Origin of the sequence: Streptomyces sp. NPDC007971 (assembly GCF_042958635.1) — a bacterium.
GTDB lineage: Bacteria > Actinomycetota > Actinomycetes > Streptomycetales > Streptomycetaceae > Streptomyces.
The window spans coordinates 329311-352333 of record NZ_JBIBJK010000002.1 but is presented as its reverse complement, the minus strand read 5'-3'; the positions used below and the strand labels follow the sequence as shown (position 1 = coordinate 352333).

Below are 23023 nucleotides of genomic sequence, written 5' to 3'. Positions count from 1 at the left end.
CGGAGGGGGACCGAGTCCGGGAGACAAGGGCCGAGCCCCCTCGGCAAGGACGGCGACTCGTCGAGAGGGCTCTGCGCGGGTGTTGCTTGTGCAGTTGTCGTCGGACGTGCCTACGAGGGAGCGTCAGAGAGGGCTCCTTACGCCTTGACCGAGGCCACGAAGGCGTTCCACGCCTCGGTGGGGAAGGCCAGGATCGGCCCCTCGATGACCTTGGAGTCGCGTACGGCGAGTTCCGCGGTGGTGGGCGACTTGACCTCGACGCAGGCGCCGTTGCCCGCGGAATAAGAGGACTTCATCCACGTCTCCGAAGCGCCCTGAATCAGTGCCATGTCCACTCCTGTTGCGAGTTGCTGGTGGTGCGGTTCACGCCAACCGTGTCGTCTGATTGGCGTGATCGACGCTACCGGGCAACCGCTCCTGCCGGAGCAGTCGTTCACTCAAGCGGATGGCATATTCCAACTGAGCCTTCCGCGAAAGCGGAGTCACGGTGTACGATCCGGCGCTTCCTGTGGAGCAGTACTCAATCCGCGTAGGTTTTCGCCACATCGGAGATGTATTGCCGGGATTGCTCCACATTGAGGGACTGTGCCCGCAGATGCTCGTACATCACGGCGTACTTCTGGACGTCCTGCGCCTTCTCCAGGTACAGGTCGCTGGTGACGCCCTCCAGGTAGACCACGCTGGAGTCGGCCGCGTCCGTGAACTCCAGGATCGCGTACTGCCCGTTGAGCCCCGGGTGCGCGCCCACCTCGAAGGGCAGGACCTGCACGGTGACGTGCGGCAGCTGGGACATCTCGATCAGGTGCTCCAGCTGCTCCCGCATCACCAGCCGGCTGCCGACGACCCGGCGCAGCGCCGCCTCGTCCAGGACCACCCACAGCCGCAGCGGGTTGTTCTCGGCGGTGATACGTTCCTGTCGGCGCATGCGCACCTGCACGCGCTTCTCGATCTCCGCCGTCGACGTCTCCGGCAGCGCGCCCTGCACCAGGGCCTCCGCATAGGCGCGGGTCTGCAACAGACCGGTCACCAGCTGGGGTTCGTACACCCGCAGCGACTCCGCGTCGGTCTCCAGACCGATGTAGACGCTGTACGGGATGTCGCCGAAGGTGTGCCACCACCCTTGCTGTCTCGAATCCCGGGCCATCTCCATCAGCGAGTCGACGATCCGCTGGTCCTCGACCTCGTACACCCCGCACAGATCGCGTACATCGCGCTGGCTGATGCTTCGGCGGCCGTTCTCCAGCCGGCTGATCTTCGACTGCGACACGAGCAGCCGTTCCGCCACCTCTTCGGCCGTCATGCCCTTGAGCTCACGGAGCCTGCGCAGCTCCTGGCCCAGCCGGCGTCGCCTGACGGTTGGATTGACATTGGACGCCACGGGACGTGCACCTCCGGCTGCCTGCCTGTACCTAACACTTTGCGTATCTGCTGCTGAGCAGACTGCCACCAAGGTGCTTTGTACCGCTGGGAAACACTGGATATGCGGCGCGTACGCGTCAGTTCGGGCACGGATTTGCGGACGCGCCAATGCGGTCGAGCGGGGCGGCAGGACCACAAGGGTCCCGCCGCCCCGCTCGAACCAGCGGCTCCCGTACCGGCACTTGGGAACTGACGGTGCGGTTCAGTGGGCCACGGCGCGTGCCATGGACCCGTGGCGCGGCTGCATCGGAACCCCGCGTGCGGGTTCCGCCGTAGCCCTGGCCGTGGGGCCTGCCGGGCGCCCGGCCGTGGCCGGACCGCGCCGCGGCTGGGCCGCAGCGCCGTTCTGTACGTCCATCACGGCATGCGCGACCAGCCCGCCCATGGGGTCGTGCCGGATCAGGTCCCGCAGCCGGGACCGGGACGAACGTCCCTCGTTCCCCGGATACAGGTGCTTGCCGAGGCCGACGGCGTGTGCCAGGGCGGCGAGCGCCGCGGTCCGCGGGTCCGGCGGTACGCCGGTGCGGATCGCGGAATCCAGCCGGGATCGGATCTCCCGGCTGATGGCGGTGTCCGTCGCCTGATAGCGAGTCGTCGGCAGCACCCCGCACATCTGCCCCGGTACGGCGGAAACCATGCCGCACCGTTCGAGATGCGAGAGGTAGATCTGGCGCAGCCCCAGCCGGGGCCCGCCGATCCAATGGACGGCACGTACCGGAGCGCCGCGCCTTCGCAGCAACTCCAACGCGCAGTCCAAAGTCGGATCTCCAGTCGGCCGTGGTACCACCACGGCGATACGATCCCCGTCTGGGGCTATCCGTCCGGCCAGCGCCAGCTCCACTAGCTGTGCTCCGGCCAGACCAAGGTCGAGCGACTGCGGCTGTGCAGTGGTACCCGTGGCCGGGTCCAATGCCAGCAGCAGAAGCTCCTCCGGAAGTGTTCTGCGGCTCCTGCCCATCCATGCCTCCCCGCGTGGATGAATGACAGGGTGACCCCTCTCACATTGGTCTGTCGAGGGTGCGTGACCGGTTCGTGAGGGAACCGGTAGGTATGTCGTTCTCGTCTAGCACAGGGGCCAAGCCCTCACACAGGACACTGGTACATGGTTCGGACAGGGCGCGCGCGGACGCGTGCGGCGCACGGAGGAGGCATCGGTGGCGGGCGAGTCCCCCGACAGGTCGAAGCAGCACAAGTCGTCGGAACCGACGTCGGGGAGCGCGGGTTCGGTTCCCGAGACCCGCGATCCGCGTCTCGCCGTCTCCCGCGAAAAGGATTCCTCGGGCGCCGCGGTGGATACGGCGACGAAGGTCCTGTCGGTACGGGACGTGAAGGAAGCCGCCGGCTCCGCCGAGGACGGCAGGAAGTCCGAGGACGGCAGGAAGCCCGAGGCCTCCAGGGACGAGGACGCCGACCTGCGTGAGGCGGTCTCGGCATGGGTCCGCTCGGCGGACACCACGAAGAAGTCGAAGCCCGAAGCCGACGCATCTGCAAAGACGTCGGACAAGCCCGAGGAGTCGGGGAAGACCGGGAACACCGGGAACACCGGGAAGACCGAAGACCGGTCCTCAGAGCCCGGGCAGCAGGCCGAGTCCGCTTCGGAGTCGGACGCCGAGACCGCCGCCGAGGCCGAGCCGAAGCCGAAGCCGGACACGCGCGCTGACGCCGACACGGATACGGACAGGGACATGGATGCCGGCTCCGGTTCTGGGTCCGCCTCCGGCTCCGGTTCTGGCTCCGACGCAGATGCAAAGGCTGATGCAGACGCGGAGGCTGACGCCGCCTCGGACCCGAACTCGGGCCCCAAGGCCGAGGCGGACGCGGAGACTGATGCCGCCTCGGAGTCGGGCGAGGAGATAGAAGGCCCCGCGGACGACATGGACGCGGAGACAGACACGAAGGCGGAGGTGGGCGCAGGCGCCGCCTCGAAGGCCGCCGAGGACGCGACGAAGAGTGCCGCCGCGGACAAGGCCAAGGCTGCCGCCGCGGATGCGGCGAAGACTGCTGCTGCGGACAAGGCGAAGACCGCCGCTGTGGACAGGGCGAAGGCGGCCGCCGCGAGCAAGGCCAAGCGTGCCGCCGCGGACAAGGCTGCCGCCGCGGACAAGACGACGGCTGCTGTCACTGACAAGACGAAGGCTGCTGTCGCTGACAAGACGAAGGCTGTCGCCGCGGACAAGGCAGCCGATGAGGACGAGCCGACGGCCGCCGACGGCGAGGACACCCCGCAGGGGCCACCCGCAGCCGACGACGAGACCCGCACGGGTGGTGCGGGTGGGAAAGAGGAGGCGGCCGAGGGCGAAGCCGAGGCGGAGGGCGCTGAAGCCAAGGGCGCTGAAGCCAAGGGCGCTGGACCCAAGGGTGGCGTCGATCAGCCCACGGCTGTCTTCAAGTCCGTCCGCCCGAAGAAGCCCGAGGTCGACCAGCCGACGACCATGCTCAAGCTGGGCGACAGCAAGTTCGTCCCGCTGAAGAACCCGGACGTCACCACGTCCGTCCCCCACGTCGGCCCCGAGCGCACCACCCAGCAGCCGCTCCCGCCCAAGCCTCCGCTGGACCTGCTGGCCGAGCTGACGAACACGCCCCCGCCCGCGGAGACCCCGGTCCGCACGATCGTGCGCCGGGTCAAGATCTGGACCCCTCTGGCCCTCCTCCTGGTGATCGTCTTCGCGGTCGTACAGGCCTTCCGCCCGCTGCCGTCCCCCACCCTCGCGCTCTCCGCCAAGGACAGCTACACGTTCGGCGGCGACAAGCTGCAGCTGCCCTGGCCGAACGAGGGCCAGGGCTGGGTCGACGGCGACGGCATCGGCAACATGGGCAATTTCGGCAAGCAGACGCCCGTGGCCATCGGCTCGGTCGCCAAGACCATGACCTCGTACATCATCCTCAGGGACCACCCGCTCAAGCCGGGGGAAGAGGGCCCCAAGATCAAGATCGACCCGACGGCGGAGAAGGAGGGCGGCTACTACAAGGCCGGCGAGTCGACGCTCAACACCGTCAAGGCCGGCGACTACCTCACCGAGAAGCAGGCCCTGTCCGCCGTCATGATCCCCTCCGCCAACAACATCGCGCGTCTGCTCGCGCGCTGGGACCTGGGCTCGGAGGCGGCGTTCGTCAAGAAGATGAACGACACCGCCAAGGAACTGGGGATGACCAACACGAAGTACACCGATCCCTCGGGCCTGAAGGAGACCACCGTCTCCACCGCCGAGGACCAGGTGAAGCTCGGCCGCGCGGTCACCAAGATCCCGGCCCTGGTCGCCATCACCAGCGCGGCGAGCTGGACCGACCCCACCGGCCACTTCTGGAACAACGTCAACGAGCTGCCGTACCGGATCGGCGCGATCGGCATCAAGACCGGCAGCACCACGGCGGCCGGCGGCAACCTGCTCTTCGCCTCCCGCAAGCAGGTCGGCGGCCAGACGGTGACGATCGTCGGCGCGATCCTCGGTCAGCACAAGCCGAAGATCCTCGAAACGGTCAACGCGGTCAGCAAGACCGCGCTGCTCGCCGCCCAGGAGGCGCTGACCTCGTCGAAGATCCTGAAGAAGGGCGACGTGGTCGGCTATGTGGACGACCAGCTCGGCGGCCACACCCCGATCGTGCTCACCAAGGACGTCTCCGCCGTCGGCTGGGCCGGCCTGAAGGTGAAGCTGTCCTTCACCTCCGACACCGTGCCGCACACCGCGAAGGCGGGCACCACGGTCGGCACGCTCACCGTGGGTGACGGTACGGCCGGTGCCGTGAAGGTGCCGGTGGCTCTCCAGAAGGATCTGGCCGAACCCGGCTTCACGGACAAGCTGACCCGCCTCGGCTGAGCCACGCCCCCTGGTCCAGCACTACCGCACCCCGCCGACGGAGCCCCGCGGCGGGGTGCGTGCTAGCGTCACGAATCGGGGCAGGTCGCCGGTCACGGGACAGGGCCGCGAACTGGACGGGAAAAGGCCGGGAACACTGAGGAAAGCGGCCGGGAACAGAAGACGGGATCACGGGGAGTGCCTTCAGGTGGCCACAGCCGAGCCGACACGCGCCGACGACGCCGACCCGGACCCGGGATCCGGCCGAATACGCCTGTCCGCGGCTGACCCGGACAGCCGCATCGACGGTCATGCCGACGACCGTCCGGAGGCACGTCCGGAGGTTCGTGCGGAGGCACGTCCGGAGGTTCGTGCGGAGGCACGTCCGGAGGTTCGTGGGCAGGCACGTCCGGAGGTTCGTGGGCAGGCACGTCCGGAGGTTCGTGGGCAGGCACGTCCGGGGACGGAACCGGCCGCACGTCCGAAGGCACACCCGAAGGCAGAGCCGGCCGCACGTCCGCAGGCGCGTCCGGAGAGCCGGCTCGCTCGTCTTCTCGCCGCGGCCGAGCCCCTGCGGCAGCGGCTCCTGCTGCACCCCGTGCTCTCCATGACCGCCCTCGCCGGCGTCCTGCACATCATCTGGTTCTTCACATTCGCCAACAGCGGCGGTGATCTCGCGGCCCAGGACGCCTGGGCGGAGTTCGTCGGCCGGCACCCGGACTCGGCGTACAACCTCGCCTGGTACGGGGGCATGCACCCGGTGTCGTACAGCGTCGTCTCGCCGTATCTGATGTCCGTGCTCGGCGTCCGTACGACGATGATGATCGCCGGGACGATCTCGGCGGGCCTGCTGACGATGATCCTCATCCGCAGCCGGGCCGTGAAGAACCCGCTGTGGGCCGCGCTCGCCGGGGTCTTCGCGCTGCTCTGCAACGCAATATCCGGGCGGGTGACCTTCGGGCTCGGCACGGCGTTCGCGCTCGGCGCGGTCGCGGCCGTCTTCTGCTGGCCCCACCGGTGGCGGTACAAACGCTGGGCGAAGGCCCTGGTCGCGGCCCCGCTGGCGGCGCTCGCCACGATGGCCTCGCCGGTCGCGGGGCTGTTCGTGGGCCTGATCGCGGCCGCGCTGTTCCTGCAGAAGCGGCGGCCCGGCGCCTGGGCGCTGGGGCTCGCCCCCACGGCGGTCGTCGCCGTCTCGGCGTTGCTGTTCCCGTTCTCCGGCACCCAGCCGATGGGGATCGGCTCGGTGATCCTGCCCCTGTCGTACGGCCTGCTGTGCCTGTTCCTCGTCCCCAAGGAGTGGATCACCGTACGGCTCACGGCGGCCGTCTACAGCCTCGGTGTGGTCCTGGTCTGGCTGATCAGCTCGCAGATCGGCTCGAACATATCCCGGCTCCCCATGCTGTTCGCGGGCGCGACGCTGATCGCGACACTGCCGTACACGGTGCCCCGCACCCGCAAGTGGTACGTGACCGTGCTGGCCTTCCTGGGCTTCGCCGGCTGGATCGGTTTCAAGTCCGTCGACGACATCATCCACACCACCCCGGCGGCGTCCTGGGCCCGTGAGCTGGCCCCGCTGGTCAACGAGCTGCAGCACGTCGGCGCCGAGAAGGGCCGGGTCGAGGTGGTCCCGGCACGCTCGCACCGCGAGGCCTCCGCGCTCGCGCCGTACGTCAACCTGGCCCGCGGCTGGAACCGGCAGGCCGACCTGAGACTCAACCCGCTCTTCTACGACGACACGCTGAACTCGGCGAACTACCACGAGTGGCTGCAGCGGTGGGCCGTGCACTTCGTCGTGCTGCCGAAGGACAACCCGGACGGGGACGGCGGCGAGCGCGAGCGGACGCTGCTGCGGCGCGGGATGCCGTACCTGAAGCAGATCTGGGGCGATGCCAACTGGCAGCTGTTCAAGGTGACCGACCCGGCGCCGATGGCCGAGCCCAACGCGGTGGTGGACCGGGCCGAGCAGGGTGAGATGACGCTCGAGGTCCACAAGGCCGGGCGGATACTGATCAGGATCCCGTACTCGCCGTGGCTGAGCGTCGTCGACGCGCACGGCAAGAGCCTGAAGGCGCCGCAGGAGACGGAGGCGTCCAAGCATCGGGCCGACGGGATGCCGAAGACGTACGACAACGTCAACGGGTGTCTGATGGAGACGCCGGAGGATGCGAAGGGGGACAAGTGGACGATGCTGCTCGCGCCGAAGGCCGGGACGTACCGGTTGGCCGCGCCGTACCAGTTGCCCCGCGGTACACCCTGCCCCGATGAGCTGAAGTGACCCCCGGGGGCTCCGCCCCCGCCCCCCGCTTTCCCACCACCCACCCGACTCGTTCGGCAGAAAAGCCGGCCAGGTGGACCAGGGGCGGACCGGGGCCACCCGGCACTCCGTACCACCCACCCGTCCACCCACCCGTCTGCCCGCCCGTCTGCCCGCCCGCCCGACTCGATCGACGGACAAGCCGGCCGGGCAGCGCGGGGCAGACCTGCCACTCGGTCGGCCGAGAGCCGCCCGGGCAGGACGAGGGCGAGGCTGCACGGCACCCTGCAACTCAGTCGGCCGGGCTCGGGCAGGGCGAGGGCGGGACGATGCTGCCCGACCCCCTGCGACTCGGTCGGCCGAGGAGTCGTGCCGGGCAGGCCGGGGCTGCCGGCCAGGGCCCGAGTAGGCCGGGGCTGCCGGCCAGGACCCGGGTAAGCCGGGGCTGCCGGGCAGGACCCGGGCAGGCCGAGTTGCCGGGCAGGACCCGGGTGGGCAGGGATGTCCGGCGTCGCGGGAGTCGGTCGGTCGGTCGAAGGGTTGGGTGGGTGGGGCGGGGTTATGGGGTGACGCGTAGTTCGGTCACGTAGCGGTCGGTGCCCGGGATCGTGGGGATGAAGGGTGCGACCAGCTCCACCCGGCCCAGTCCCGACTCCCCCACCTGCTCGTCCAGCCCCGTGAAGTGCCCTTCCCAGCACTCCCGCGGATCCGTCTGCAGGAACCACAACAGGGTCAGCCGGGTGTCGACGCCCTCGACCTGCTTGACGTAGGTCATGCGGTCACCGGGCAGGGGCGTCGGCCGGAAGACGGTGACCATCGCGGCCGGGGACCCCGACAGACGGCGGGGCAGGTGACGGGTCCGCAGCCACTCCAGCAGCTCGGCCCGCTGCTCCGCCGACTCCGCGTCGATCACCTCCACCACCAGGCCCGCGTACGGATGGTCCAGGGCGTGGAAGTCCCTCGGGCCCGCCGCACCGTCCCGGTAGACCGTCGTCGCGTGGTCCTGGAAGGCCGTGAAGACGTGGGTGCGGGCGTGGTGGACGCGGGCGTCGCGGTTGAGGCGCTTGTTGATGGCGACCGTCCACTTCATGTGATCGTCGTAGCGGCCGTCGGTGATCCAGTACGTGGAGATGTAGCAGCCGGCGGTGACCGGCCGGGCGACGGCCGACTTCTCGGGATAGCGAAGGAGCTGCAGGTCGCGGGTGGCGACCCAGCGGCGGCCGGCGTACATCCAGGGCATGGCCATCGCGCCGGCGTAGTAGTGGTCGTCCTCGTACCAGCGGTTGTAGGCGTACTCGTGGCCGGGGTGCGGCTCGACCATGGTGATCAGGGCGTGGCCGGGGTGGACGCCGTAGGGGCCCACGGCGGCCAGTTCGGCGTACAGCTCACCGCGGGTGCCGGTCTCGCCCCGCGTTCCGGTCTCGCCCCGCGTTCCGGTCTCGCCCCGCGTTCCGGTCTCGCCCCGCGTTCCGGTCTCGCCCCGTGTGCCAGTCTCCTCGGGCATGAACGCTCCTCCCCTTCCGTCCTTCTGCGCTCGCCCATACTCTGACGCTCCGTCAGATGATGCGCCAGAGTCAGGACAGCTGGAGGTCCGCCATGTCACTGCTCACGGGCAAGACCGTCGTCGTCTCCGGGGTCGGGGCCGGACTCGGGCACCAGGTCGCCGCGGCCGTCGTGCGGGACGGCGGGAACGCGGTACTGGGAGCGCGCACCGAGGCGAACCTCGCCAAGAGCGCGGCCGAGATCGATCCGGACGGGACCCGCACGGCGTACCGGGCGACCGACATCACCGACGAGGGGCAGTGCGAGGCGCTGGCGCGGCTGGCGCGGGAGCGGTTCGGGGCGGTCGACGCCGTCGTGCACGTGGCGGCCTGGGACTCCTACTTCGGCGGGGTCGAGGACGCGGACTTCGCGACCTGGCAGTCGGTCATCGACGTGAACCTGCTGGGCACGCTGCGGATGACGCGGGCATGTCTGCCGGCGCTGAAGGCGGGCGGGGGCGGGTCGGTGGTGTTCGTCGGGACGCAGTCGGCGGTGGCCGCGCCCTCACAGGTCAAGCAGGCCGCGTACGCCGCTTCGAAGGGGGCGCTGACCAGCGCGATGTACTCGCTGGCGCGGGAGCTGGGGCCGCACCGAATCCGGGTCAACACGGTGCTGCCGGGGTGGATGTGGGGCCCGCCGGTGCAGGCGTACGTGCAGTTCACCGCACAGACGGAGGGGGTGCCGGAGGCGGAGGTGCTGGGACGGCTGACAGGGCGCATGGCGCTGCCGGAGCTGGCGACGGACGGGGACGTGGCCGACGCGGCGGTGTTCCTGTCCTCGGACCGGGCAAGGGCCATCACGGGGCAGTCGCTGCTGGTCAACGCGGGTGAGCTGATGCGCTGAGGCGGCCGGAACCCCTACACATCCGTTCATATGGATGAACTGAAGTCACGACAACGAACATCTTTACCCTCTCTTGACCTTCCCCTTCCTTGTCGTGCGTCCATGTTCGAAACCAGAGTTCACATGCCTGACCTTGGTTGCGAACGCTGGAAGGGGACACATGAACGGTCTCGACTGGGCCGTGCTGATCGGCTACTTCGGTGTGATGGTCGCGATCGGCTTCTGGTCGCACAAGCGCGTGGACGACGTCAGTGACTTCTTCACTGCGGGCGGCAAGATGCCGTGGTGGCTGTCCGGCATCTCGCACCACATGTCGGGCTACAGCGCGGTGATGTTCACGGGGTACGCGGGAATCGCCTACACCTACGGCGTCACCTCCTTCATCACCTGGTCCTTCCCGATCGCGCTCGGCATCGCCATCGGCTCCAAGCTGTTCGCACCGCGCGTCAACCGGCTGCGGTCCAGGCTCCATCTGGCCTCACCGCTGGAGTACCTGAAGAACCGGTACAACCTGCCCACCCAACAGGCGCTCGCCTGGTCGGGCATGCTGCTGAAGATCGTGGACGTCGGCGCCAAGTGGGCCGCCATCGCCACCCTGCTGTCGGTGTTCACGGGTGTGACGCTGAACCAGGGCATCCTCATCACCGGCGCGATCACAGCCGTCTACTGCACGATCGGCGGTCTGTGGGCGGACGCGCTCACCGAACTCGGCCAGTTCGTCATCCAGTTGCTGGCCGGCATCTCGATGTTCGTCGCGGTCGTGGCGAAGCTGAACGACAAGCACATCGGGTTCTTCGGCGCCTGGGACGAGAGCACACTGCACGGCCACGGCAAGCCGCTGGTCGGACCGTACGGCACGGTCTTCCTTCTCGCGTTCCTGTTCATCAAGCTCTTCGAGTACAACGGCGGCATGCTCAACCAGGCCCAGCGCTACATGGCGACGGGCAGCGCACGCGAGGCCGAGCGTTCGGCACGGCTGTCGGCGATCCTGTGGCTGGTCTGGCCGGTGGTCCTCTTCTTCCCGATGTGGATGGCCCCGCTCCTCGTCCACGCCAACAAGCCGGACGGCTCCGACTCCTACGCGCTGATGACCGAACAGCTGCTGCCGCACGGGCTGTTGGGCCTGGTCGTCGTCGGCTTCTTCTCGCACACGATGGCCATGTGCTCCTCCGACGCGAACGCGATCGCCGCGGTCTTCACCCGTGACGTGGCGCCCGTGCTGTCGCAGAGGGCCCGCGGCTGGGGCGACCGCTCGGGCCTGATCGCCGCCCGCGTGACGACGGTCGTCTTCCTCGGCCTGTCGATGGCGGTGGCGACCCAGGTCAACTCCCCCGCCTTCAAGGACATCATCACCGTCGTGATCAAGTGGGTCGCGGGCCTGATGGGCCCGATCGCGATCCCGATGATGCTCGGGCTGCTCCGCCCGTTCCGCCGCTCCGGCCCGACGGCGGCCCTCACCAGCTGGGCGGCGGGCCTGCTGGCCTTCTGGCTGGTCAACTACCCCATCAGCTGGAACGTCGACGGCGGGGTCCCCCTCCAGTACCAGGTCTCGGTCCCGCTGGCGGTCTCCCTGGTCCTGTACGTCCTGATCGGCTACCTGAAGCCCGAGGACACCCCCGAGCGCCTGGCGATCATCGAACGGGTGAACACGGACGGCGACGGCGCGACGGCGGTCCCGGCACCGGCCGCGGCGGGCGACAACATCGTGGGGGCGCCCAACCAGCCTCTGTAGGACGGTGCCCGGGGGCGACCGGGAGGGCGGTGCGCACCGGGGCACGGGCCCGAGGCCGGCACCGACGGGTTGCGGGCCGTGTGCCGCCGGCGGGCGCGCGGGGACGGTTCGCGCAGTCCCCCCGCGCCCCCGCGCAGTTCCGGTTCGCCCGCCTCAACTGGCCCACCGCGCAAGGCATGAGAGAGGATGCGGGTGCAGGCACGGACCCGCCCGGTACTCGTACGGCTTCGGCACTCGCGTGATCACCGGCCCGGAACGACCGCACTGCACTCGCATCGACCATCTTCGGCTTGGAGGACGGGTGGCCGTACAGCGGATCTCGACCCGCAATGCCCGTTTCCAGCAGCTGCAGACGCTGCTCGGCAACCGCACCAAGCGAGGGCGTGCCAGAGAGTTCCTGGTCCAGGGCGTACGACCGATCACGATGGCCGTGGACCACGGCTGGACCATCCGCTCCCTGCTCTACGACGCCGACCGCCCGCCCTCCCGGTGGGCCGAGGACCTCCTGCGCCGTGTCGATGCCGAACGCGTGGCGATGGCGCCGCAGTTGCTCGCCGAGCTCAGCGAGAAGGCCGACGGGGCCGCGGAGGTGCTGGCGGTGGTCGGGATGGCACCGGACAGCCTGTCGCGGATCAAGGTCCACGACGACTTCCTCGGTCTGCTCTTCGACCGGCCGACGCAGCCCGGCAACATCGGAAGCATCGTGCGGTCGGCCGACGCGTTCGGTGCCGACGGGCTCGTCGTGACGGGGCACGCCGCGGACCCCTACGACCCCAGGTCGGTACGTGCCTCCACGGGATCCTTCTTCACCGTGCCCGTGGTGCGCAGCCCGTCGCACCACGAGGTCATGGAGTGGCTGGAGAAGGAGCGCGTCCAGGGGCGGCCGGTGGCCGTCGTCGGCACGGACGAGAACGGGGACGCCGACGTCTCGGAATTCGACCTGACCCAGCCGGTCCTGCTGCTGATCGGCAACGAGACCGCGGGCCTCAGTGCGGCCTGGCGTGACCTCTGCGACCACGTGATCAGCATTCCGATGACCGGCTCGGCCAGCTCCCTGAACGCGTCGAACGCCGCCTCCGTCGTGCTCTACGAGGCACGCCGCCAGCGCCTCGCACGAAACGCGCGGGTGCCGACGGTGATCCCGGCACCGCAGACGTCCGTACCGCGCTAGGGGAAGCGGGCTGCGAACCCCACCGCCGCGGACGGGGGGGGGGAAACGGGCTGCGAACCCACCGCCGCGGACGGGCGGGAGACCTCGCGAGCCTTCGAGCGGGCGGCCCGCGCCATCGGCGCGGGACCGGCGTCCGCCGCCGTGAAGGGTGGTTCCACTGCGGCCGCCCTTGCCGTATCCGGGGCGGCGCTCAGGCCCGCGGGTACCTGGCCAGCCAGCCCGGGGACGAGCCGGCGGGGCCGTGCAGGGCGGGGCCCTGGGTCATCTCCATCGCGAAGTCGTCCGCGAGTTCCAGGATCGTCGGCCGGCCCTCCAGCTCGGTCAGCCAGGCCGGCGGCAGGGCGGTCTCGCCGTGCAGGGCGCCGAGGAGGCCGCCGGTCAGTGCGCCCGCCGCGGCGGAGGGACCACTCTGGTTCACCGCGAGGCACAGCCCGTGCCGTACGTCCTCCCCCACCAGCGCGCAGTACACGGACGCGGCCAGCAGCCCGTCCGCCGTGCCGTCGCCGGCCAGTTCCTCCACCCGGGACGGGCCGGGCAGCCCCTGCCGCACCGCGCCGAGCGCGTGCTGGAGGGCATCGGAGACCGGCTGGTGGCCCGGGCGGACGGCGAGCAGGGCGAGGGCCCGCTGCACGGCGCCGTCCAGGCTCTCGCCGCGGGCGAGGGCGTGCACGACGACGGCGTACGCGCCCGCCGAGAGGTAGGCGATGGGGTGTCCGTGGGTCTGGGCCGCGCACTCCACGGCCAGCTGGATCACCAGCTGGGGTTCCCAGCCGACCAGCAGGCCGAAGGGGGCGGAGCGGGCCACCGCCTCGGGGCCCAGTTCTCCGGGGTTCTTCGGGGTCTCCAGCGTGCCCATGGTGTCGTCGCCGAGGCCGGTGAGCAGCGCCCGGGTCGGATCGCGGCGGGCGTAGAGCCACTCCTCGCGCGCCAGCCACCCGTCGTCCTTGCGCCGCTCGTCGGGCCCCCAGTCCCGCTGGGTGGCCGCCCAGCGCAGATAGGCCCGGTGCAGGTCGGTCGGCGGATGCCAGGCGCCGGTGTCCCGGCGCACCTGGGCGCGGATCAGTCCGTCCACCGTGAAGAGGGTGAGCTGCGTGTGGTGGGTGACGGTGCCGCGCCCTCCGTGCCCGTAGGCCAGGTCGAGCAGGCCCTCCCCGCCGTACACGGACCGGATCTCCTCCAGGGCGAGCGCATCCGCCGGCCCGCCGAGCGCATCGCCGACGGCCGAGCCCAGCAGCGTGCCGCGCACCCGGCTGCGGAAGTCCTGCTGCTCGGCGCGGCCCCAGACGGCACCGGACGTGGCACCCACGCAGACCTCCTCACGGCACCGCCCGTACGTACGACGTCCAGCACTGTAATCGACCGGGGACGATCGGTTCACGGGGGCAAATCGACCCCGAGGGGTCATTCCCGCACAGTCATGAGCGCTTCGACGCCGTCCAGGATCCGGCCGAGGCCGAAGTCGAGCGGGTCGACGGAGGCGGGCTCGACGGCCGGCCCGAAGGCACCCTCGGCGATGGCCCTGGTGAGCGCCGGGAAGCGGTCCGCGTGCCGGGCGAGCAGTTCACCGGTGAGGCGGTTCCACTCCCGGTCCTGCTCCTCGTCGTGGTCGGACACCTGCTGGGCGAGATTGCGGACGAGACCGACGAGGAGCAGGAAGACCTGGTGGCGCTGGGCGGCGCCGAGGCCGGTCGCCTCCAGGACGGCGAGTGCCGCATCCAGCCACCGCAGCTGTCGCGGCCCCATGACCTGGCGGCGCATCGCGGTGGCGGCGAGCAGCCAGGGGTGGTCGGCGTAGACCCGCGCGCACTGCCGGGTCCACTCCCGCGCCCCCGCCCGCCAGTCCCCCTCCGGCACGCCCGACAGGTCCGGGCCCTCGGCCAGTACGGCCTCCACCATCAGCTCGACGAGTTCGCTCTTGCCGGGGACGTACCGGTACAGCGCCATGGCGGACACCCCGAACCCGCCGGCCACCCTGCTCATGGAAACGGCGTCCAGGCCTTCCCCGTCGGCCAGTTCGACGGCGGCGGCGGCGATCTGCCGCGAGGACAGCTTCGGCTTGGGCCCGCGGGTGGGCTGCTCCTGCTCACCCCACAGCAGCGCGAGGCTCGCCCGCGGGTCACGCGGCTTGTCCTGCTCCTTGTCCCGGGCGGCCATGCGGTTCCTCCCCTTCGACCCCGGCGCAGCCCGTTGACTCCGCCCACCAACTGTATATACCGTAAACACAACTGCTGACGGCATAAACAGTTTAGGGGGAACACTCATGCTGCTCACCTACCGCGCCCTCAAGCGCGTCTCGCTCGCGAAGAAGCTGCGCATCACCGCACCGAACGGCATCGACGAGGGGTCCTACGTCCGCATCGGCGGCATCGACCAGTGGATCTCCATCCGCGGCGAGGACCTGTCGAACCCCGTGGTGCTGGAGATCCACGGCGGCCCCGGCGCCTCCAACCTGATCCACGTTCCGCGCACCCGCGCCTGGGAGCGGCACTTCACGATCGTCCGCTGGGACATGCGGGGCGCGGGCCGGACGTTCGCGGCGGGCGGCCCGGCCGGCCAGGGCGAGATGACCCTCGACCGCCTCTACGCCGACGCCCTGGAGGTGACGGAGTACGTCCGCGCCCGCCTCGGCGTCCCCCGGCTCCTCCTCCTCGCCAACAGCTTCGGCACCGTCACCGGCCTGCGCCTGGCCCGCGACCACCCCGAGCTGTACTCGGCGTACGTCGGCACCGACCAGAACATCATCGGCGGCGGCCACGACACCTCGTCCCACGAGGCGCTGCTGGCCCGGCTGGAGAAGGGGGGCAGGAAGAAGGAGCGGGCGAGGATCGCGGCGATGGGCCCGGACCGGACGGCCTGGGGCGCCGAGCAGTGGTCGCAGTACGCGAAGACGGTGGTGACCACCGATCCGCTCACCTACGACACGATGAAGACGGTGGTGATCCGCTCGCTCTGGTTCTCCCCGCTCCACACCTTGCGCGGGCTGCGCTCGTACCTGAAGGCCATGAACTTCTCCGAGCAGCTCGGCCCCCGGGCGATGACGGTGGACGAGCGCGCCGAAGGCACCGTCTTCCGCCTCCCCTTCTTCGTCTTCCAGGGCGACAGCGACGTCCTGACCCCACCGGAGCCGGCCCGCCGCTTCGTCGAGGACGTCACGGCCCCCGTCAAGGACTTCGCCCTCATCGAGGGGGCCAGCCACTTCGCAGCCTTCCGGTACCCGGACCGGTTCCTGGACCTGATGCTGAGCAGGGTGCGGCCGGTGGTGACGGGAGAAGCCGGGACACGCTGAAGCACTCCGGACCAGGGGGCCATGCACTGCGGCACAGGGGTCGTTGCACTCCGACCCAGGGGTCAACCCTCGCCCTGGAGCCGGGCGCCCCTCCTGCGCCTCGGCGCCGTCGCCTTGCGGATCTCCTCGGTGGCCGCGCGGAACGCGGGTGCGGCGTGCTCGAAGTAGTCGAAGAGCAGGGCTCGCTGCTCGGGGCTGTAGCGGGCCAGGACCTCGGCGAGGTGACGGCGGGCGGGGCCCACGACCTCCTCGATGCGGCCGAGCGCGCCCGGGACCGGCTCGACGATCACACGCCGGCGGTCCCTGGGGTCCGAGGCGCGGCGCGCGTACCCGGCACGCTCCAGGCGGTCGATCAGGCGCGTGGTGGCACCTGTGGTCAGCCCGGTCCTGGTGGCCAGCTCGCCCGAGGTGAGCCCGCCCTCCGCCGCGATCAGGCTGAGCGCGTACCACTCCGACGTGTGCAGACCGGCGGCTTCCGCGCTGGCCAGACCCTGGAGACCTACCGCGTCGAGGTACTGACGGAAGACCACATGCTCGTCGCCGCCGCCCAAGGGGGTTGCCATCACCGGAGTCCTCTCCTAAATTTATCTGCACAGATGCAGATACTGCTTACGTTCAGAATCTGCATGCAGTCTAGCGAGCAGAGGAGACCTCCACCAATGCCGAACACCACTGCCGACGTCGCCGCCATCACCTCCGTCCTGAACGACCTCGTCACCGCCTGGGAACGTCACGACGCCGACGCCTACGGCGAACTGTTCACCGAGGACGCCACCTACATCACCTACGTCGGCACCTACTACCAGGGGCGCCGGGACATCGTGAGCAGTCACCGCACCCTGTTCGGGGGCTTCCTCAAGGGCACCAGGCTCGCCGACGAGGTCCTCGGCATCCGTTTCCACGGACCCGACACGGCCGTGGTGAACGGCCGCGGCGACACCTACAAGGGCAAACGGCCCCACAGGCTCACCAAGATCCAGACGTACACCCTGGTCCGGCAGCACGACGGCGAGTGGCGCATAGCGGCCTTCCAGAACACCAAGCGCAGGCCGCTGATGGAGTCGATCTCCTACAGGTTCGCTCCGGACCTGGTACCGGCTGCGGAGAGGTGAGTCCGGCGCGGTGCGCGACCGGCAGCTCGGGAGGAGGCGATGGACGGGATGTCAACGCGGGTTCAGCCGTACCACGTGACGTTCCAGACGTAGATGCAGTCATGACGGGGCACGGCGAGGAAGCTGATGAAGCCTCGACCGCCGAGGATGTCGAACTCGCGCAGTCCGCCCTCTCGGTCGACCGGCCGACCCACCTTGACGGCATCGTGCCCCAATGCTGCCAACTCGGCCGCGAGCCGCTCCACCTCCGCCACCACTCCCGGAGGCAGCCCTCCCGTAACGTACTCGGCGCTCGGGTTGGAGTCCCAGGCCCGGTCCGTCACAGCCCGGCCTCCGCCTCGGCCGCCTCGCGAATCGCGCGGATCTCCGCGATGGCCGCCGCCGGGTCCTGCTCGCCGGCATCCACGATGCGCTCGAGTTCACGCAAGCGGGCAGCCCGTTCCGGATGCCGTTCGAGCGCGACGAACCCGGCCCAGGAGTGAACGAAGCTACGCAGCGGCGCGAGGCTTTGCGTCTGCTGGGCGTTGGTGGTGGCTTCGAAGAGGTGCTGTGTCAGCGCCGGAATCCGACTCGGAGCGATGCGCGCGACCGCCGCCCGCAATGCGTCCGGCGTCAGCTCGGGCATGGGGATCAGCGGTCCGTACGGGCCGTCGGTCTGGGCGCTCACAGTGACCTCCGGTGCGAGTGACCCGGTCCTCGTACGGTACCGGTGGACTCGGCGGTACGCCGGTGACGCGGCGCTCATGCCACGGCCACGGACGACACACGGCAATCGCGGCACCGGCCCGGGTGAGGGGCGCGGAAGGCTCGGTCGCAGCCGTCGCAGGTCTGAAGCGGGGACGGGCGACTCGTCGGTGCCGGGCGAGGTGGCACGGCCGGGAGGTGAGGCGGCAGTTGGGTGGTGAGGCGGTGCTGCAGGAGGGCCGCCGGGTGCTTGATCGGGTCCTGGGGCAGGCCGGTCGTCAGGGTGCGCAGAACGGCCGTGGGCGGCACGCCTCGCTCCAGCCACTCGGAGACAGCCGGAGCCAGGCGGATCACGTCCCGCTCGGTGAGAAGCAGGCGGGAGTCGTGGGCCCGGAGGTCGGCGAGCAGTTCGGTGGCCTTGCCGGATGGCGCGGGAGCCCTCGGCACGGCCGCGGGCTTGGGAGCAGCCGCGGGCTTGAGGCCGCCCGGAGCCACGGACTTGGGGCCGGCCGGAGCCACGGACTTGGGGCCGGCCGGGGCCCCGGCGGCCATCGCTGCCCTCGGCCTGTTGTACGAGATCGTCCGGGTCGTCACCTGCCCCGATTGAAGACGCTCCCTGGGACGCGCGAGGTATCCGTGTTCCTCCAGCTCGCGGAGGGCCGCCGCGATCCGGATCTCACCCTCGGGAAACTTCGCCGCCAGCGCCTTGATGCCGATCGGGGCGCCCTCCGGCAACGACTGGATGTGCAGCGCCAGGCCGATGGCCACCAGGGACAACTCGGAGTGCTGGGCGAGGTGATTGCCGACCACGGTGAAGTTGTCGTGGTGGGGTTCGTTCACGTGGGTGACGCCGGAGGAATGCCGGGTCTTCGGGCGCGCGGACGCGTTACGCTGCTTCTCAGTCACAGGGAAGCTTTCCTCTTCCTCGGTGATCAGGCCCTCGCACTGGGATGCCAGTCCCGGCGAGGGCCGATGCATGTGCGGACTCTCTGTCGCCGACGCTGCACCACAACTGACCCGCCACGCCAGCTGCGTTGGGCATATTCACTCCGGCGAGTGATCGACGGGGGCGGCCGGGGTGGGTTCGGTCCTTTCCCCGGTTCTTTGGTCTTTTGTGTCGGGAGCCGCCGGGTCACGCCCCGCCGCGTCCCGGTGTGAGTTCGGCCCAGACGGTCTTGGCGTGGGCGGGAGCTCCGTCCACGCCCCAGCGGTGGGCGTAGGCCGCGACGATCAGCAGCCCCCGGCCGCTCTCCGATTCCCGAACGGCCGGATCCCGAGAGGACGAATCCCGAGCCGCCGGGTCCCGAGCGGCCGGGTCCTGAGCCGCCGGGTCCTGGATGCGCGGGATCCGGTCGCCCCGGGCGTCGGTCACCTCGATGCGGAGCATGCCGTCGTCGCGCAGTGCCAGACCGAGCCGGAAGTCCCGTCCCCTGACCCGCCCGTGCAGTACGGCGTTGGCGGCCAGCTCCGCCACCACCTGCACCGCCTCCTCGAACGGCACGCCCAGGTCGGCCAGATGGCGCTCCGTGAGGAGGCGGGCGAGGCGGGCGCCTCTGCGGGTCGCCGACAGCTGGACACGAAGGTGGTTTTTCTGGTTCACGTCACCCAGCGTGGCCGCCTCTCCCTACTCTGAACAGCGACGACCACGGTACGCAGCGTGATTGTCCGGGCGGTTGACGTGGTCGTACGGCTCGTACGTCAGGAGGGGCGAGGGTGGAGGACGAGGAGGCCGAGGCCGTACTCAAGGCGGTCGGGCGGCAGATCAAGATGTGGCGGGAGTCGGCCGGGATGCTGCAGGCCGAGTTGGGGGCCGCGATCGGGTACAGCGAGGAGATGGTGTCCTCGGTCGAGCGCGGGCGCCGGACCCCCAAGCCGGACTTCCTCGACAAGTCCGATGAAGTGCTGGGTGCGGACGGGAAGTTGTCTGCGATGAAGGGGGATGTGGAGAAGGCCAGGTATCCGAAGAGCGTTCGGGACCTGGCCAAGCTGGAGGGCGAGGCAGTTGAGTTGGGAGCCTACGCCGCCCTCCACATCCACGGGCTCTTGCAGACCGAGGAGTACGCGCAGGCCTTGTATGCCATGCGACGGCCCGCGTACACCGAGGAGGAGATCGACCGCCTCGTCTCCGCGCGTATGGCGAGGAAGTCCGTCTTCGAGCGCGTACCCCGGGCAGAGATCACCTTCGTGCAGGAGGAGACGACCCTCAGGCGGCCGATCGGCGGCAGAATGGTGTTGCGGCAACAGCTGGAACACCTGCTGGAAGTAAGCAAGTTGCGGCACGTGGTGATCCAGGTGATGCCCACTGACTGTGACGATCACGCCGGCATGATGGGCTCGATCCAGATGCTGAAACTCCGGGGCGGCAAGACCCTGGGACACACTGAAGGCCAGTTGTACAGCCGAGTGATCAGTGATCCCCGGGAAGCCCAGATCATGGAGATGCGCTATGGAATGGTCCGGGCGCAGGCGCTCGCGCCCCGAGAGTCACTGGCCTTCATCGAGAAAGTACTGGAGTGGGAGACATGACCTCCACGCTGATGTGGTTCAGGAGCACCTACAGCAGCAATGACGGCCCCGACTGTGTCGAGGTCGCGCTGGACTGGTTCAAGAGCACCTACAGCGGCAACGACGGTCCTGAATGCGTAGAGGTGGCCATAACCCCCGCCACCATCCACATCCGCGACTCCAAGGACAAGGACGGCGCCCGGCTTGCCGTTGCCGGCGGCAGCTGGGTGGAGTTCCTCAGGTTCGCCGTGGAGAGTTGAGCACCGTGAACACCTCCGTGTGGCGGTCCAGGGCCCAGGGATAGTCGGGGACGAGTTCCAGGGCGCGCTCCAGCGCGGTGAGTGCCTCGCTGTGGCGGCCCAGGTTGGCCAGGGAGGCGCCTCGGCTGGCGTGGGCGGAGGCGTAGTCGGGATTGATGCGCAGGGCGCGGTCGTACTCGGCGAGTGCCTCCTCGTCGCGGCCCGCGTTCCTGAGCGCGTCGCCCCGTACGCAGGCGATCCAGGGCGAGTCCGGATGGAGTTGCAGGGCGCGGTCCAGATCCGCGAGCTGCCGGTCGTGTTCGCCCCGGGCGCGCCGGACCCGGGACCTGCTCGCCAGGGCCCATACGTTCTCGGGATCGATGTCCAGGGCCCGGTCCAGGTCGCTGAGCGCCCGGTCGAGGCGGCCCAGGGCGTACTGCGCGACGCCCCGGGACGCCCATGCCCCGCCGTAGCCCGGCTGGAGGGCCACGGCGCGGTCCAGGTCCCCGAGCGCCGCGTCGTAGAGGCCCTGCTCGCGCCGGTACTCGCCGCGCGCGTAGAGGACCCTGGCGTTGTCCGGCGAGAGTTCCTCTGCGCGGTCCAGGTCCGCGACCGCGAGCTCGTGGTCGCCGAGGTCCACCCGGACCAGCGCGCGCCAGTAGTACGCGTGCCAGCTGTCCGCGTCGGCCGCCACGGCGTGTTCGCACTCGGCGACAGCACTCTCGTAGGCGGAGCGCCGTCTCAGCTCCCGGGCGCGCATCACCCGCGCGAGCACCTGTGCCGGCGTGTCGAGACCGCCCCGGTGCAGGAGCAGCCCGAGCGCCTCGAAGATCCCCTCCTCCAGTGCGCCGAGCAGGTCCCGTCCCCAGGTGCGCACGGCCTCGCTGTCCGCGTCCTCGCCCGCCTCCACCAGGGTGCGCACCCACCGGCGGGCCACCGCCTCGCCCTCGGCGCAGGCGCCGGTCAGGTCGCCCAGCAGCAGGGGCAGTGCCTCCCGGGCCGGTAGCGCGCACAGAAGGTGGTACGACTCCTCCAGCCGCAGCTCCCGCCATTGGGAGTCCGCCCACAGCTCATCGGCAGGGCGGCCCGCCGCCGTCTCCTCCTGCCACCGCCCGAACTCCTCCGCCAGCCGGCGCTGCCGCTGTGCCCAGCCCCTCGGCGACCTGCGGCGCTGCAGGCGGAGCATCGAGGCGCGTACGACGTCGTGGTACTGCGCCCGATCGCCGCGCTCGCCGACGAACGGCAGGCCGCGCAGCCAGTCGTACAGGGCCTCGGTCTCGTCCTCCGGGCGCTCCACCGCCGCCCGGAAGACGTCGGCGTCCAGTCTCCGGGGCAGGGCACAGGCCAGTGCCACACCCCGCCGGACCGGATCCGGCTCCCACTTCAGGAAGCGTTCGACGGCCGTGGCGCTGGGGTCGCCGATGTCGTCCGGGTCGGCAGGGCGCTGTTCGGCCAGGGTGGACACCAGCAGGGGGAGCCCGCCCGTCAGGCGCAGTACCTCCGCGACGACCGGCTCGGCCACCACTCCCCGGTCCGCCAGCAGGCCCCGCGCCTCCGCCTCCGTGAACGGCCCGAGCGGCATGTCCGTCATGAAGTCCGCGAAGCCGGCCCAGCGGGCGGTGTCGAAGGGGCGCTGGCCGGCGGTCACCACGACCACGTGGGCGGGCAGTGCGCCGTGCCGGTCGCTCGTCATCGCCTCGTAGAGCCAGGCGTCCACGAAGGGCCCGATCCGCTCGTAGGTGTCGAAGAAGAGCACGATCCACGGCACGGCGGCCGCCACGTCCGCCAGTTCGTCCAGCAGCTTGGGGGTCAGCACCTGTTCCGGTGACAGGACGAGTTGCACGTCGTCCTGGCTGGTGAAGCGGGCACTGAGGACTCGTTTCAACCGGTCGGCGTACTGGGCGAGTTGGGCCGGGTCGACCGCGCCCACGAGCGGCCCGGCGCCCGGTATCAGGCCCAGGCCCGCGAGCCCGGCGCGGACGGCGGTGGCCGTCATCGCGGAAGGACCCTCCAGCTCCAGCCCCGCAGCCACCGCCTCCGCCTCGTGGCGCCGCTCCCGGTAGGCGGCGAGCGCACGGTCGAACCTCTTCAACTCGTGTCCCTGTGCGGCGAATTCGCGGCTGATCGCCGCCATCGCCTCCGGCACGCTCCCCACGTTCTCGTCGACGTACGCCGTGAGCGCGCCCCGCTCCCGGGCGATCTGCTCCAGCTCCCGGACCAGGAACGTCTTTCCGACACCGGCGTTGCCGTGGACGTGGAAGAGGAAGCGGTGACGTTCGTCCTCGGGCGGAAAGTCCAAGTTCTGCCGGAAGGCGGCCCGTTCGCCGCCGCGCCCGACGAACCCGGCTCGCCTGCGCCGCCCGATCAGCTCCTGCATCGATCGCCGTGCCCGCGTCATCCCTACGCCCTTCCCCCGAGGCCAGCCTCCACATTCTGGCG

The 23023-nt window shown here is 70.3% G+C and carries 21 protein-coding genes; 9 read left to right on the top strand and 12 right to left on the bottom strand.

Annotation, left to right across the window (positions count from 1 at the left end; genetic code table 11):
- Positions 1-137 precede the first annotated feature (137 nt).
- From ACFZCP_RS05395 to ACFZCP_RS05385, 3 genes are all read right to left on the bottom strand, one after another.
- The gene (locus tag ACFZCP_RS05395; protein WP_391424237.1) at positions 138-329 is read right to left on the bottom strand and encodes a DUF397 domain-containing protein; all 192 of its coding nucleotides are present in this window, start codon (positions 327-329) and stop codon (positions 138-140) included.
- A gap of 191 nt (positions 330-520) precedes the next feature.
- The gene (locus tag ACFZCP_RS05390; RefSeq protein ID WP_362681014.1) at positions 521-1378 is read right to left on the bottom strand and encodes a helix-turn-helix transcriptional regulator; all 858 of its coding nucleotides are present in this window, start codon (positions 1376-1378) and stop codon (positions 521-523) included.
- 243 nt (positions 1379-1621) lie between these two features.
- Entirely contained in the window at positions 1622-2377 is a 756-nt protein-coding gene (locus ACFZCP_RS05385; protein WP_391424235.1) for a GPP34 family phosphoprotein, read from the bottom strand.
- Between the two features lie 196 nt (positions 2378-2573).
- Between ACFZCP_RS05385 and ACFZCP_RS05380 the strand changes: the two genes are divergently transcribed.
- Both ACFZCP_RS05380 and ACFZCP_RS05375 read left to right on the top strand, forming a co-directional pair.
- Positions 2574-5234 carry a D-alanyl-D-alanine carboxypeptidase gene (locus ACFZCP_RS05380; protein WP_391424233.1) on the top strand — a complete coding sequence of 887 codons (2661 nt, stop codon included), beginning with the start codon at positions 2574-2576 and terminating at the stop codon, positions 5232-5234.
- 187 nt (positions 5235-5421) lie between these two features.
- Positions 5422-7491, top strand: a complete 2070-nt coding sequence (locus ACFZCP_RS05375; protein ID WP_391424232.1) for an MFS transporter — start codon at positions 5422-5424, stop codon at positions 7489-7491.
- A gap of 538 nt (positions 7492-8029) precedes the next feature.
- Here ACFZCP_RS05375 and ACFZCP_RS05370 read toward each other — a convergent pair.
- Positions 8030-8974: a hypothetical protein gene (locus ACFZCP_RS05370; RefSeq protein WP_391424230.1), complete on the bottom strand. Its 945-nt coding sequence runs from the start codon at positions 8972-8974 to the stop codon at positions 8030-8032.
- A 92-nt stretch (positions 8975-9066) separates the two neighbouring features.
- Between ACFZCP_RS05370 and ACFZCP_RS05365 the strand changes: the two genes are divergently transcribed.
- The 3 genes from ACFZCP_RS05365 (at position 9067) to ACFZCP_RS05355 (ending at position 12758) form a co-directional block, all read left to right on the top strand.
- Positions 9067-9855, top strand: a complete 789-nt coding sequence (locus tag ACFZCP_RS05365) for an SDR family oxidoreductase (protein ID WP_391424228.1) — start codon at positions 9067-9069, stop codon at positions 9853-9855.
- Between the two features lie 160 nt (positions 9856-10015).
- Positions 10016-11587, top strand: coding sequence for a sodium:solute symporter family protein (locus ACFZCP_RS05360; RefSeq protein ID WP_391424226.1), 1572 nt, complete (start codon positions 10016-10018; stop codon positions 11585-11587).
- A 301-nt stretch (positions 11588-11888) separates the two neighbouring features.
- Positions 11889-12758, top strand: a complete 870-nt coding sequence (locus ACFZCP_RS05355) for a TrmH family RNA methyltransferase (RefSeq protein ID WP_391424224.1) — start codon at positions 11889-11891, stop codon at positions 12756-12758.
- A gap of 190 nt (positions 12759-12948) precedes the next feature.
- Here ACFZCP_RS05355 and ACFZCP_RS05350 read toward each other — a convergent pair whose 3' ends face one another.
- Both ACFZCP_RS05350 and ACFZCP_RS05345 read right to left on the bottom strand, forming a co-directional pair.
- Positions 12949-14064 carry an ADP-ribosylglycohydrolase family protein gene (locus ACFZCP_RS05350; RefSeq protein ID WP_362681038.1) on the bottom strand — a complete coding sequence of 372 codons (1116 nt, stop codon included), beginning with the start codon at positions 14062-14064 and terminating at the stop codon, positions 12949-12951.
- A gap of 95 nt (positions 14065-14159) precedes the next feature.
- Positions 14160-14912 carry a TetR/AcrR family transcriptional regulator C-terminal domain-containing protein gene (locus ACFZCP_RS05345; protein WP_391424222.1) on the bottom strand — a complete coding sequence of 251 codons (753 nt, stop codon included), beginning with the start codon at positions 14910-14912 and terminating at the stop codon, positions 14160-14162.
- A gap of 106 nt (positions 14913-15018) precedes the next feature.
- On the opposite strand from ACFZCP_RS05345, the gene ACFZCP_RS05340 reads away from it, so the two are divergent.
- The gene (locus tag ACFZCP_RS05340; RefSeq protein ID WP_391424220.1) at positions 15019-16044 is read left to right on the top strand and encodes an alpha/beta fold hydrolase; all 1026 of its coding nucleotides are present in this window, start codon (positions 15019-15021) and stop codon (positions 16042-16044) included.
- A 62-nt stretch (positions 16045-16106) separates the two neighbouring features.
- On the opposite strand, the gene ACFZCP_RS05335 is transcribed toward ACFZCP_RS05340, so the two are convergent.
- Positions 16107-16607, bottom strand: coding sequence for a MarR family transcriptional regulator (locus ACFZCP_RS05335; protein WP_391424219.1), 501 nt, complete (start codon positions 16605-16607; stop codon positions 16107-16109).
- 96 nt (positions 16608-16703) lie between these two features.
- Between ACFZCP_RS05335 and ACFZCP_RS05330 the strand changes: the two genes are divergently transcribed.
- The gene (locus tag ACFZCP_RS05330) at positions 16704-17156 is read left to right on the top strand and encodes an SgcJ/EcaC family oxidoreductase (RefSeq protein ID WP_391424218.1); all 453 of its coding nucleotides are present in this window, start codon (positions 16704-16706) and stop codon (positions 17154-17156) included.
- A gap of 62 nt (positions 17157-17218) precedes the next feature.
- Here ACFZCP_RS05330 and ACFZCP_RS05325 read toward each other — a convergent pair whose 3' ends face one another.
- The 4 genes from ACFZCP_RS05325 to ACFZCP_RS05310 form a co-directional block, all read right to left on the bottom strand.
- The gene (locus tag ACFZCP_RS05325; RefSeq protein WP_391424216.1) at positions 17219-17479 is read right to left on the bottom strand and encodes a hypothetical protein; all 261 of its coding nucleotides are present in this window, start codon (positions 17477-17479) and stop codon (positions 17219-17221) included.
- Positions 17476-17823: a DUF6247 family protein gene (locus ACFZCP_RS05320; protein WP_391424215.1), complete on the bottom strand. Its 348-nt coding sequence runs from the start codon at positions 17821-17823 to the stop codon at positions 17476-17478. Before ACFZCP_RS05320 ends, ACFZCP_RS05325 begins: the two co-directional genes overlap by 4 nt.
- A 74-nt stretch (positions 17824-17897) precedes the next feature.
- Complete coding sequence (locus tag ACFZCP_RS05315) at positions 17898-18746, bottom strand: helix-turn-helix domain-containing protein (protein ID WP_391424213.1); 849 nt, start codon at positions 18744-18746, stop codon at positions 17898-17900.
- Between the two features lie 226 nt (positions 18747-18972).
- A complete protein-coding gene (locus ACFZCP_RS05310; RefSeq protein ID WP_391424705.1) occupies positions 18973-19449 on the bottom strand; it encodes an ATP-binding protein in 477 nt (158 codons plus the stop codon).
- Between the two features lie 104 nt (positions 19450-19553).
- On the opposite strand from ACFZCP_RS05310, the gene ACFZCP_RS05305 reads away from it, so the two are divergent.
- Positions 19554-20366 carry a Scr1 family TA system antitoxin-like transcriptional regulator gene (locus ACFZCP_RS05305; RefSeq protein WP_391424211.1) on the top strand — a complete coding sequence of 271 codons (813 nt, stop codon included), beginning with the start codon at positions 19554-19556 and terminating at the stop codon, positions 20364-20366.
- The gene (locus ACFZCP_RS05300; RefSeq protein WP_391424210.1) at positions 20363-20605 is read left to right on the top strand and encodes a DUF397 domain-containing protein; all 243 of its coding nucleotides are present in this window, start codon (positions 20363-20365) and stop codon (positions 20603-20605) included. The genes ACFZCP_RS05305 and ACFZCP_RS05300 overlap by 4 nt, the downstream gene beginning before the upstream one ends.
- Here the strand turns inward: ACFZCP_RS05300 and ACFZCP_RS05295 are convergent.
- Entirely contained in the window at positions 20583-22982 is a 2400-nt protein-coding gene (locus ACFZCP_RS05295; RefSeq protein WP_391424208.1) for a tetratricopeptide repeat protein, read from the bottom strand. The genes ACFZCP_RS05300 and ACFZCP_RS05295 overlap by 23 nt on opposite strands.
- Between the last annotated feature and the right edge of the window lie 41 nt (positions 22983-23023).